At 69.7% G+C, this 12,073-nt stretch carries 7 protein-coding genes; 5 read left to right on the top strand and 2 right to left on the bottom strand.

Annotated elements, in window-relative coordinates:
* Positions 1 to 119: 119 nt before the first annotated feature.
* Positions 120 to 1,232, bottom strand: a complete 1,113-nt coding sequence (locus BFF76_RS10070) for a LacI family DNA-binding transcriptional regulator (RefSeq protein WP_078850484.1) — start codon at positions 1,230 to 1,232, stop codon at positions 120 to 122.
* A 412-nt stretch (positions 1,233 to 1,644) separates the two neighbouring features.
* On the opposite strand from BFF76_RS10070, the gene hisC reads away from it, so the two are divergent.
* The 5 genes from hisC (at position 1,645) to BFF76_RS10045 (ending at position 10,898) form a co-directional block, all read left to right on the top strand.
* A complete protein-coding gene (gene hisC / locus BFF76_RS10065; protein ID WP_053929559.1) occupies positions 1,645 to 2,724 on the top strand; it encodes a histidinol-phosphate transaminase in 1,080 nt (359 codons plus the stop codon).
* A 274-nt stretch (positions 2,725 to 2,998) separates the two neighbouring features.
* On the top strand, positions 2,999 to 4,507 hold the full coding sequence (locus BFF76_RS10060) for a cytochrome ubiquinol oxidase subunit I (RefSeq protein WP_031090300.1): 1,509 nt from the start codon (positions 2,999 to 3,001) through the stop codon (positions 4,505 to 4,507).
* A 19-nt stretch (positions 4,508 to 4,526) separates the two neighbouring features.
* Positions 4,527 to 5,528 carry a cytochrome d ubiquinol oxidase subunit II gene (gene cydB, locus BFF76_RS10055; RefSeq protein WP_031090298.1) on the top strand — a complete coding sequence of 334 codons (1,002 nt, stop codon included), beginning with the start codon at positions 4,527 to 4,529 and terminating at the stop codon, positions 5,526 to 5,528.
* A 30-nt stretch (positions 5,529 to 5,558) separates the two neighbouring features.
* Positions 5,559 to 9,134 (top strand): thiol reductant ABC exporter subunit CydD, encoded by a 3,576-nt coding sequence (cydD, locus tag BFF76_RS10050; RefSeq protein ID WP_065848036.1) that lies wholly within the window; start codon positions 5,559 to 5,561, stop codon positions 9,132 to 9,134.
* A 63-nt stretch (positions 9,135 to 9,197) separates the two neighbouring features.
* On the top strand, positions 9,198 to 10,898 hold the full coding sequence (locus BFF76_RS10045) for a sensor histidine kinase (RefSeq protein ID WP_053929561.1): 1,701 nt from the start codon (positions 9,198 to 9,200) through the stop codon (positions 10,896 to 10,898).
* Positions 10,899 to 10,980: 82 nt separating this feature from the next.
* Here the strand turns inward: BFF76_RS10045 and BFF76_RS10040 are convergent, their stop codons facing one another.
* Complete coding sequence (locus tag BFF76_RS10040) at positions 10,981 to 11,823, bottom strand: Cof-type HAD-IIB family hydrolase (RefSeq protein WP_031090293.1); 843 nt, start codon at positions 11,821 to 11,823, stop codon at positions 10,981 to 10,983.
* Positions 11,824 to 12,073 lie beyond the last annotated feature (250 nt).

The following is a 12,073-nucleotide window of genomic DNA, read 5'->3' as shown; positions in this document are numbered from 1 at the left end:
GGTGGTCCGCGGTGTCGTGCGCCCATCATAGGAATGCGGATCGTGCTGTGTGACGCACCAGGGGTGGTGAATCCGTGCGCGCACCCGGTTCATCGGCCGTTTGGTCCGGATTAATCCGATCAATCCCCGGCGGGTGACCGCGGAGCACTGACCGTGGTGCGCGGCGGACGCCGCTGGGAGGACGTCCGGACGATGAGCTCCGTCGGTATCACCTGCTCCACCGGCCCGTCGTGTTCGACCCCTTCGATGGCGTCGATGAGCAGTTGGACGACCGCCGTGCCGATCCTTCGGGGCTTCAGCGAGAGAGTGGTGATGGGGGGCTCGGTCGAGGCGTACACGGTGGACTCGCTGCAGCAGACCAGCAGCAGGTCCTCGGGTACCCGCAGACCGTAGCGCCGTGCGGCGGCGAGCAGGTCTGTGCCGTTGGGGTCGAAGAGCCCGTAGACGGCGTCGGGGCGGTCGGGGCGGGCGAGCAGGCGGTCCGCGGCCACGGCGCCCGCGCAGGGGTCGTGGGCAGGATAGGACTCGTAGACGGGGTCCTGGCCGACCCGCTCGCACCAGTGGAGGTAGGCGGTGGTGGAGAGGCGGGTGTACGTGTCGGTGGTCGTGCCTGTCAGCAGCCCGATACGGCGGGCTCCCGCGGCCGCGAGGTGGTCCAGGAGGTCGAGGACGGCCGCCCGGTGGTCGTTGTCGACCCAGGCGGTGACCGGGAGCGTGCCCGCCGGTCGCCCGTCGGAGACGACGGGCAGACCCTGGCGGACGAGTTCGGTGACCACGGGGTCCTGGTCGGAGGGGTCGATGACGACCGTTCCGTCCAGCGCGACGTTCGACCAGACGTCGTGGCGTGAGGTGGCGGGAAGGATCACTAGGGCGTAGCCACGGGCGAGCGCGGCCGATGTGGCGGCTCTGGCCATCTCCGCGAAGTACGCGAATTCGGTGAAGGTGAAAGGTTCATCCCCGTACGTGGTCACGGTCAGGCCGATGAGCCCCGACTTGCCGGTACGGAGGGTTCGGGCCGCTGCGGACGGGCGGTAGCCCAGCCGTTCGGCGACCTCGCGGACATGGCTGCGGGTGGCGTCCGGGAGCCTGCCCTTGCCGTTGAGCGCGTCGGACACGGTCGTGATGGAGACTCCGGCCGCTGCGGCCACATCCCGGATCCCCGCCCGTCCCTGCCGGCCGCTGCGCCGGGGCGTCTCTGTCCGGCTCACCTGGTGCTTCCCTGCTGCTGTCATGGCGAGCCGATAGTAGGGCTCCGGCGGTGGGTGGGGCCGGTCGCATATGCACACGTTGGCAGGCACGTTTCTGCATGGTCAGAAAGGCTTAAATGCCTTGAGAATCAAGGCTGTTGAGGGGACCGGGGGCAATGCTTCATGCATCGACGCGCGCGAACCTGCTGAATGGTCCATGTCTCGAAGAGGTCTCAACTCACCTGTTCGAGGGATGCGCGCCACGGAGTGCGCGACCGGCGCGCGTAAGGATGCGTGGCGCTCCCCCTCCCGAGGCCCGTCGAAGTCTGCCGGAGCCGTGCACGCCAGGCGTTTCCCGTGGAAGGGGCCGATTTCGGATCCTGGCCATTCGCACAGGTGCCCAATCCTCATAAGGTGAGCAGTATTGATGTGTACGGATGGTCGAGGAGGACCTGCGGTGAGCGAGACGAGCCCCAAGCTGCGTGCCGAGCTGGACGGCGTCCCTGCGTATGTGCCGGGCAAGCCGGCTTCCGCGGAGGGACCGGTGGCCTTCAAGCTGTCCTCCAACGAGAACCCGTACCCCCCGTTGCCCGGGGTGATGGAGTCGGTGCTCGCCGCGGCTTCGTCCTTCAACCGGTACCCGGACATGGCCTGTACCGGTCTGATGAACGAACTGGCCGAGCGATTCGGTGTGCCCGTGTCCCACCTGGCCACCGGTACGGGTTCGGTCGGTGTCGCCCAGCAGTTGCTCCAGGCCACCTCGGGTCCGGGTGACGAGGTCATCTATGCCTGGCGTTCGTTCGAGGCGTACCCGATCATCACGCAGATCAGCGGTGCGACGTCGGTCAAGGTGCCACTGACCGGCGGTGAGGTGCACGACCTGGACGCCATGGCCGGGGCGGTCACCGACCGGACGCGGATGATCTTCGTCTGCAATCCGAACAACCCCACCGGCACCGTCGTGCGCCGGGCGCAGCTGGAGCGGTTCCTGGACCGTGTCCCGGACGACGTCCTGGTCGTGCTCGACGAGGCGTACAGGGAGTTCATCCGGGACGCCGATGTGCCTGACGGCATCGAGATCTACCGGGACCGGCCCAATGTCGCGGTGCTCCGGACGTTCTCCAAGGCGTACGGTCTCGCGGGCCTGCGCGTCGGCTTCGCGGTGGCGCACGAGCCCGTGGCGGCGGCGCTGCGCAAGACGGCCGTGCCCTTCGGTGTGAGCCAGGTCGCCCAGGACGCGGCCGTCGCCTCGCTGCGCGCCGAGGATGAGCTGCTGGGGCGGGTGGGATCGCTGGTCGGCGAGCGCGCCCGCGTGTACGACGGACTCGTGCGGCAGGGCTGGACCGTCCCGGAGTCCCAGGCGAACTTCGTCTGGCTGCGTCTGGGGGACCGTACGCTCGAATTCGCCGGGGTCTGCGAGCGGGCGGGTGTGGTCGTGCGGCCCTTCGCCGGTGAGGGTGTGCGGGTCACGATCGGGGAGGCCGAGGCCAACGACGTGTTCCTGAAGGTGGCGGAGTCCTTCCACCAGGAGCGGTAGCCGCCCGGCTGCACGGCGGCCCCGGACCTCGATCGTCGAGGTCCGGGGCCGCCGCTCGTTCCGCACCGGGGCCGGGCCTCGGATGCCTGTCCGGTTTCGGTCGGCTCGGCCGGGTCGGCCGGAAAGCACCCCCCACCCGATTCCTTCGAAGACATGTGCGCCATAATGCTTGTGAATGTGAACGCGTTCACAAGCGCGCCCCGTTTCTCCGCTGATCGGGTGGATTGACCGGGCGACCTGCGGCTGTGATCACGGCGACGTAAGGAGAAGAGTCGTGGACCTGGCTCTGGCACCAGAGACACTGGCGCGATGGCAGTTCGGCATCACCACCGTCTACCACTTCCTGTTCGTCCCCCTGACGATCTCTCTCGCCGCGCTCACCGCCGGCCTGCAGACCGCCTGGGTGCGCACGGACAACGAGAAGTACCTCAGGGCGACCAAGTTCTGGGGCAAGCTCTTCCTGATCAACATCGCCATGGGCGTGGTCACCGGCATCGTCCAGGAGTTCCAGTTCGGTATGAACTGGTCCGACTACTCGCGGTTCGTCGGTGACGTCTTCGGTGCCCCGCTGGCCTTCGAGGCGCTGATCGCCTTCTTCTTCGAATCCACCTTCATCGGCCTGTGGATCTTCGGCTGGGACAAGCTGCCGAAGAAGATCCATCTCGCTTGTATATGGATGGTGTCCATCGGCACGATCCTCTCGACGTTCTTCATCCTGGCCGCCAACTCCTGGATGCAGCACCCGGTCGGGTACCGGATCAACGAGGAACGCGGGCGTGCCGAGCTCACCGACTTCTGGAAGGTGCTCACGCAGGACACCGCGCTCACCCAGTTCTTCCACACCATCACGGCGGCATTCCTCGTCGGCGGGGCCTTCATGGTCGGCATATCCGCCTTCCATCTGGCCCGCAAGAAGCACATCCGGGTGATGCGCACGTCCCTGCGGGTCGGGCTGGTCACGGTGGTGGCCGCGGGCATGCTCACCGCGGTCAGCGGCGACACGCTCGGCAAGGTGATGTTCAAGCAGCAGCCGATGAAGATGGCAGCGGCGGAGGCCCTGTGGGAGGGCGAGGCCGGTGCGCCCTTCTCGCTCTTCGCGGTCGGTGACGTCGCCGAGGGGCACAACGACGTGGAGATCTCCATACCCGGGGTGCTCTCCTTCCTCGCGGACAACACCCTCACCTCGTATGTTCCGGGCATCAACGACATCAACGAGGAGTTGCAGGAGACCTACGGGCCCGGTGACTACCGGCCCAACATCCCGGTCGCCTTCTGGAGCTTCCGCTGGATGATCGGCTTCGGCATGGCGTCCTTCGGGCTCGGTCTGCTGGGGCTGTGGCTGACACGGCGGAAGTTCCTGCTGCCACCGGCGCTGCGCACCGGCGAGGACGAGGTGCCGAATCTGGTTCTGTTCAGGAACAAGGCGCTGAGCCCGAAACTCGCGAAGCTCTACTGGATCACGGCCCTGTGGACCATGCTCTTCCCCTTGATCGCCAATTCCTGGGGCTGGATCTTCACCGAGATGGGTCGCCAGCCCTGGGTCGTGTACGGGGTGTTCCAGACCCGTGACGCGGTCTCTCCGGGGGTCTCGCAGGGGGAGATCCTCACCTCCATGATCGGCTTCACCGCGCTCTACGCAGTGCTCGCGGTCATCGAGGTCAAGCTCCTCCTGAAGTACGTCAAGGCCGGACCGCCCGAGCTCACCGAGGCCGACCTCAACCCGCCCACCCGGATCGGCGGTCATGACGAGGACGCCGACCGGCCGATGGCCTTCTCCTACTGAGATCAAGCGGAGCTGAGAGATGGAACTCCACGACGTCTGGTTCGTACTCATCGCCGTCCTGTGGACCGGCTACTTCTTCCTGGAGGGATTCGACTTCGGTATCGGGGTCCTCACCAAGCTGCTGGCCCGTGACCGCAAGGAGCGCCGGGTTCTGATCAACACGATCGGGCCGGTCTGGGACGGGAACGAGGTATGGCTGCTCAGCGCGGGCGGCGCGACCTTCGCGGCCTTCCCGGAGTGGTACGCCACCCTGTTCTCCGGCTTCTACCTGCCCCTGCTGGTCATCCTGCTCTGCCTGATCGTGCGGGGGGTGGCGTTCGAGTACCGGGCGAAGCGGCCCGAGGAGCGCTGGCAGACCAACTGGGAGCACGCGATCTTCTGGACCTCGCTGATCCCGGCGGTTCTCTGGGGCGTGGCCTTCGGGAACATCGTGCGCGGCGTGAAGATCGATGCCGATATGGAGTACGTCGGCAACCTCTGGGACCTTCTCAACCCGTACGCCGTCCTGGGCGGGCTGGTCACGCTGTTCCTCTTCACCTTCCACGGATCGGTGTTCGCCGCGCTCAAGACCGTCGGGGACATCAGGAAGCGTGCGCGCGGGCTGGCCCTCAAGCTGGGCCTGGCCACCGCGGTGCTCGCACTGGGCTTTCTCGCCTGGACCCAGGCGGACAACGGCAACGGCTGGAGCCTGACGGCGATGATCATCGCCGTCGTGTCGCTGGTCGCGGCCATCGGCGCCATCGCGGCTGGGCGCGAGGGCTGGTCCTTCGCCTTCTCCGGGGTGACCATCGCGGCGGCGGTCGCGATGCTCTTCCTGACACTCTTCCCGAACGTCATGCCGTCCTCGCTGGACGACGCCTGGAACCTGACGGTCTCGAACGCCTCCTCCAGCCCGTACACCCTCAAGATCATGACCTGGTGCGCCGGCATCGCCACCCCGGTGGTGTTGCTGTACCAGGGCTGGACGTACTGGGTGTTCCGCAAGCGCATCGGCACGCACCACATAGCCGATACGCACTAGCCGCCCGAACGCACTGGGGAGCTGTTTCACGTGAAACCGATCGACCCGCGTCTGCTCCGGTACGCCCGGGCCACCCGGTTCTTCCTGGCGGCCGTCGTCGCGCTGGGCGTGGTCGGAGCCGCACTGGTCATTGCGCAGGCCATGCTCGTCGCCGAAGTAGTGGTGGGCGGATTCGAGGACGGGCTGACCGTTTCCGGGCTCCGGACTCCACTGCTCCTGCTCGCCGCTGTCGCGCTGGGGCGGGGATTCGTGGCCTGGCTCACCGAACTGGCCGCCCACCGGGCCAGCTCCGCGGTCAAGTCGGAACTGCGCGGCCGCCTCATCGAACGGGCCTCCGGGCTGGGGCCGGACTGGCTGAGCGGGCAGCGCACCGGGTCGCTGACCGCTCTGGCCACCCGGGGCGTCGACGCCCTTGACGACTACTTCTCGCGCTACCTCCCGCAGCTCGGACTCGCGGTCGTCGTTCCGGTGGCGGTGCTGGCCCGGATCGTCACCGAGGACTGGGTCTCGGCGGCGATCATCGTCGTGACGCTGCCGCTGATTCCGCTCTTCATGATCTTGATCGGATGGGCCACCCAGTCCCGGATGGACCGTCAGTGGAAGCTGTTGTCACGGCTCTCGGGGCACTTTCTCGACGTGGTCGCCGGGCTGCCGACGCTGAAGGTCTTCGGGCGGGCCAAGGCACAGGCGGAATCGATCCGCAGCATCACCTCGCAGTACCGCCAGGCCACGCTGAAGACCCTCCGGATCGCCTTCCTCTCCTCCTTCGCCCTGGAGCTGCTGGCGACTCTCTCCGTGGCCCTGGTGGCGGTGACGATCGGTATGCGGCTCGTTCATGGAGAACTCGACCTCTACACGGGGCTGGTGGTTCTCATCCTGGCGCCGGAGGCATATCTGCCCATCCGTCAGGTCGGCGCGCAGTATCACGCGGCTGCCGAGGGGCTCTCGGCAGCGGAGGAGATCTTCGCCGTACTCGAGACGGAGCCCGCAGCCGGCGGCTCCCAGGATGTTCCTCGGTCGCTGCGGCTTGAACTGGAGGGGGTGACGGTGCGGCACCCCGGCCGGGCCGAGCCCTCGCTGGATGCCGCGTCCCTCGTGGTCGAGCCCGGGGAAACGGTCGCCCTGGTCGGCCCCAGCGGGATCGGTAAGTCCACGCTCCTCGGTGTGGTGCTGGGATTCACCACGCCCTTCGAGGGGAGCGTAAGGGTCGGCGGGACCGATCTGTCCGCCCTCTCCCCCGAACGCTGGCGTGAGCAGATCGCCTGGGTGCCGCAGCGCCCGCACCTCTTCGCCGGGACGATCGCGGAGAACGTGCGGCTGGCCCGCCCGGACGCGGACGACGCGGCGGTCATGACCGCGCTGCGGGAGGCAGGGGCGCAGGGGTTCGTCGAGGCGCTGCCGGGCGGCATCGGGACCGTGCTGGGCGAGGACGGCGCGGGACTCTCCGCGGGGCAGCGGCAGCGGCTGGCTCTGGCGCGGGCCTTCCTCGCCGACCGGCCTCTGCTGCTGCTGGACGAGCCGACCGCGAGTCTGGACGGTGAGACGGAGGCGGGCATCGTCGATGCGGTGCGGAGGCTCGCCGCGGGACGCACCGTGCTGCTGGTCGTGCACCGGCCGGCGCTGCTCTCGGTCGCGGACCGGGTGGTGGCGCTGGAACCGGGACCATGCGTTGCGCTGCCCGGGCGGAAGGTACCGGCCGGTGGTGCGGCTCCTGGCCCTGCGGCTCCAGTCCTCCCGGACGCTCCCGAACGGCAGTGCGCGGGGGAGCCCGCGCGGCTCATGGACACCGCCGCGCTGCTCAGGGAAACCCTGCCGAGGGCCGGCGGCCGCGTGCTCACCCGGGTGCGGGAGGCCGCCGGGTCCCAGCGCGGAAAGCTCGGGCTGGCCCTGCTGCTGGGCAGCCTCGCCGTGGGGTCGTCGGTCGGACTCATGGCCGTCTCCGGATGGCTGATCTCACGTGCCTCCGAGCAGCCCCCGGTTCTGTACCTGATGGTCGCAGTCACCGCGACACGCGCTTTCGGTATCGGCCGGGCCGTCTTCCGCTACGCGGAGCGGCTGGTGTCCCACGACGCCGTGCTCAGGATGCTCGCCGAGCTCCGGGTCTCCGTCTACCGGGGGCTTGAGCGCATCGCGCCCGCCGGCCTTCGGACCACGCGGCGAGGCGACCTGCTGTCCCGTCTCGTCTCCGACGTCGACGCCCTGCAGGACTACTGGCTGCGCTGGCTGCTGCCCGTGGGAACCGCCCTTGCGGTCGGGGCGGGGTCGGTCGCCTTCACCGGCTGGATGCTGCCGGAGGCAGGCGCTGCCCTGGCGGCAGGGCTGCTTCTCGCGGGCGTCGGCGTGCCGTGGCTGAGCGGAGCGTGCGCACGCCGCACCGAGCGCCAACTGGCCCCCGCGAGGGCCACGCTGGCTGTCCGCGTCGCCGATCTTCTTGGCGGGACCGGCGAGCTGTCTGTCGCGGGTGCGCTGCCCGCCCGCAGGGAACAGGTTCGTTCGGCGGACGACCTTCTCACCCGGATCGCCTCGCGTGCTGCGACCGCGACGGCGCTCGGCGGGGGGCTGTCCGCCCTGATCTGCGGGCTGACTGTCGTGGGTGCGGCGATCGTCGCGCTGCCCGCCGTGTACGACGGACGGCTGGCGGGTCTCGAACTCGCCGTCGTCGTGCTCACCCCCCTCGCCGCATTCGAGGCCGTGACGGGACTGCCGCTCGCCGTGCAGTACCGCCAGCGGGTCAAGCGGAGCGCCGAGCGGGTCTTCGAGGTGCTGGACGCCCCAGTACCGGTCGGCGAACCTGCCGAACCGGCGGAGGCGCCGGCTTCACCCTTCCCGCTCGACGTACGAGGTCTGTCGGCCCGGTACGAGGGCGCGGAGCGTGATGCCCTGCACTCCGTAGGTCTGAAGCTGCATCCCGGCAAGCGCGTGGCTGTCGTGGGCCCGTCCGGTTCGGGCAAGACCACGCTGGCCCAGGTCCTCCTCCGCTTCCTGGACCCACGGGAGGGGACGTACCGTCTCGGAGGTGTCGAGGCGTCCGCGCTGGACGGCGACACGGTCCGCACCTTCGTCGGACTGTGCGCCCAGGACGCCCACGTCTTCGACAGCTCCATCCGCGAGAATCTGCGGCTCGCCCGCCCGGGTGCTACGGACGGCGGGCTGAGGGAAGCCCTCTCCGGTGCCCGGCTTCTGGACTGGGTCCAGTCCCTGCCGGACGGCCTCGACACACTGGTGGGTGAACACGGGGCCCGGCTGTCGGGCGGTCAGAGGCAGCGGCTGGCGCTCGCCCGTGCGCTCCTCGCCGACTTTCCCGTACTCGTGCTCGACGAGCCCGCGGAGCACCTCGATCTGGAGACGGCAGACGCGCTGACCGCTGATCTGCTGGAGGCCACTCAGGGGCGGACGACCGTGCTGATCACTCATCGCCTTGCCGGTCTCGACGCGGTGGACGAGGTCCTGGTGCTGGACGCCGGCCGGGTCGTGCAACAGGGCCCGTACGCCGTGCTCGCCGCGCAGGACGGCCCACTGCGCCGGATGCTGGAGCGTGAACAGCACGCGGTGAGCGCCGATCCGGAGCGGATGTGGACGGCCGGGGCGGCGTCCGTACGGGCCTGAGGGGGCGGGTCGGCTCCCCGGGGCCGACTTTCCGGACTATTCGTTACTTATTAGGCTCGGGTCATGCCCCAGCAGGATCGGAAGGACTCGTCCGGAGCCGCGCAGCAGACCGCCGGAAGCCTGCGAGGGCTCTCCGCGGAGCTGACCGCACGCGTTCCGCAGTTGCTGGAAGCAACGAGGTCCGTCGGTGCGGGCCTCGAACTCCACTCCACCCTTGAGCGCATCTGTGAGACCGCAGCGGAGCTCGCCCACGCCCGCTATGCGGCCATCGGCGTCGTCGAGAAACCAGGTGCGAGCCTCTGCGACTTCATCACCCATGGGGTGTCGGAGGAGACCGCCCGGGCGATCGGCCGCCCGCCCGACGGGCACACCGGTCTCCTGGGCGCCCTGATCCAGGAAGGCGTGTCCATTCGGCTGGAGGACCTGGAGGCCGATCCGCGCTTCGCTGGATTTCCGGCCGGACATCCGAGCATGCGCACCTTCCTCGGGGTCCCCATCCGGGTCCAGGGGAGGATCTTCGGCAATCTCTATGTGACGGAGAAACAGGGCGACGGTGCATTCGGCGACGACGAGCTGCACATTCTGCGCGTGCTGGCCACGGAGGCCGGGATCGCCATCGGGCACGCCCGGACGTACGAGGCCGCCCGGCAGCGCGAACAGTGGATCGAGGGCTCGGTGGCCGTCACCACCGCGCTGCTCTCGGGCGGGGATGCCGACGAGGCACTCGCCGTCGTCGCCGAACAGGCGCGCCGTCTCGCCGGTGCCGCGGCCGGCATCGTGCTGCTTCCGGCCGCGGAAGGTGGTCTGGAGATCGTCGCCGTCGCCGGGGACAAACCGTCCGCCTCCCTCGGAGTGATCATCCCGCCCGAGAGCCCCGTGGTCGCGGCGCTCCTGAGGGGAGAGGAGGTGTACCTGGAGGACCCGGCGGCCGATCCCCGCATGATCACCAGGCTGGCCGATCAATTCGGCCCGCACGTGCTGCTCCCCCTGCGCAGCGGTGGCCGGGTGCTCGGCGCCCTCTCCATCCCCCGGGGCAGGGGCGGCAGACCGTTCACCCGGGCGGAGCGGCTGCTCGCCACCCACTTCGCGGCGCAGGCCGCACTGGCTCTTAAGCTGGCCGAGGCCCAGCGGGACCGGGAGAGGCTCGCCGTCTACGAGGACAGGGACCGGATCGCACGCGACCTCCACGACCTTGTCATCCAGCGTCTGTTCGCTGCCGGGATCATGCTGGAGGGTGCTCAGCGGCGCTCGCCGGTCCTCGCGGTGCAAGCCGGCATCGGACGGGCCGTGGACGAACTGGACGTGACCATCCAGGAGATCCGGACGGCCATCTTCGCGCTGCAGCAGGAACCGGAGGAGGCGCCTGCCGGCCTGCGGACCCGGGTGCTGCGGGAGATCAACATGGCGGCGGTGCCGCTGGGCTTCATGCCCTCGCACCGCTTTCTGGGTCCGGTCGACTCACTGGTGGGGGAGCTCCAGGGCAAGAATCTCATCGCGGCTCTGCGCGAGGCGCTGTCCAACACATTCCGTCACGCGAGAGCGTCGCGCGTCGAGGTGAGGGTGGACGCGACCGCTGCGCTGCCCGACGGCCGCGACGCGGTACGGCTGACGGTCACGGACGACGGGGTGGGGATCCCGGAGAACGGGCGGCGCAGCGGACTGCGCAACCTCGCCAGGCGCGCCGAGTCGCTGGGCGGAGAGAGCTGGTTCGGGCCGGGGGAGGCCGACGGCGGCACGACGGTGACCTGGCAGGTCCCGCTCTGACGGCACCGCGGCCCAGGGGCGCGCCGGCTCGGGGAGCCCCGGCGTGCGGGCCCAGGAGCGACGAGCGAGGCCGGGGGCGGTGTCAGCGGGCGGTGAGGATCCGCTCGATGACGACCGCGACACCGTCCTCGTCGTTCGTGAGTGTTACACCGGACGCGGCGGCCACAGCGGCCGGGTGGGCGTTCCCCATGGCGAACGAGGCGCCTGCCCAGCTCAGCATCTCCACATCGTTGGGCATGTCCCCGAACGCGACCACCTCGTCCGGGGTGATCCCGCGCTCCGCGCAGCAGGCGGCCAGCGTGCGGGCCTTGGAGACCCCGAGGCCGCTGATCTCCAGGAGCGCGGTAGGGCTGGACCGGGTGAACGAAGCCCGGTGCCCGGTCAGTTCGCGCGCCAGCGCCAGGAAGGCGTCCGGGGCCAGTTCCGGGTGGTGGGCGAGGACCTTGAGGACCGGCGTACCGGTGCCGGGAGCTTCCTCGTGGAGCAGCTTCTCCGCGACGGCGACCGTGGCACCCGGGTCCATGTGGAACGGGGGGTAGGCAGGTTCGTAGTGGATGCCGGTGGCCAGTTCGACGGCGAACGACACCCCGGGGGCGGCCTCGCGCAGGGCATCGACCACGCCCAGGGCGATCTCGCGGTCCAGCGGGTAGACCGTGAGCAGCCGGCCGTCGCGGAGATCGGCGACAGCGGCCCCGTTCGCGCAGATCGCCATGCCGTGGCCCTGTACGTAGGGGCTGACCACGTCCATCCAGCGGGCGGGCCTTCCGGTGACGAAGAAGACCTCGATTCCCGCCTCTTCGGCGGCGGCCAGGGCGGCGGTCGTACGGTCCGACAAGGTCTTGTCGTCGCGCAGGAGCGTGCCGTCCAGGTCGGTGGCGATCAGCCGGGTCACGGCAGGCAGGGGCGAGTCGGTAGCTGAGGTCACCCGGTCATTCTCCCGTACGGAGTCGCACGGGCGTGCAGAGGGGCGCCCATCTGAGTACCCGAGTCCTTGAGCTGCGGAACCTGACGCGGGCATATGCCGAAGGCTCACCGGGTGCCGCTCCGGGCCGGAGGAGGCGCGCCCGGAGCAGCGGTCCCCGTCCTCGCCGTGGCCGGGCGACGCCGGGACCGTTCCTGCCCGGGCCGCCGTCGAGCCGCCGTCGAGCCGCCGCCGGGCCGCCGTCGAGCCGCCG

Source organism: Streptomyces mutomycini, assembly GCF_001700505.1.
GTDB classification, from domain to species: Bacteria; Actinomycetota; Actinomycetes; order Streptomycetales; family Streptomycetaceae; genus Streptomyces; species Streptomyces mutomycini.
Note: the sequence above shows the minus strand (reverse complement) of the source record. Positions and strands in the feature narration are given on the sequence as shown.

Bases quoted from the DNA above. Each gene is read 5' to 3' on its own strand.
- BFF76_RS10070 (WP_078850484.1), bottom strand. From the start codon at position 1,232: ATGACAGCAGCAGGGAAGCACCAGGTGAGCCGGACAGAGACGCCCCGG.
- cydB (WP_031090298.1), top strand. From the start codon at position 4,527: ATGGAACTCCACGACGTCTGGTTCGTACTCATCGCCGTCCTGTGGACC.
- BFF76_RS10045 (WP_053929561.1), top strand. From the start codon at position 9,198: ATGCCCCAGCAGGATCGGAAGGACTCGTCCGGAGCCGCGCAGCAGACC.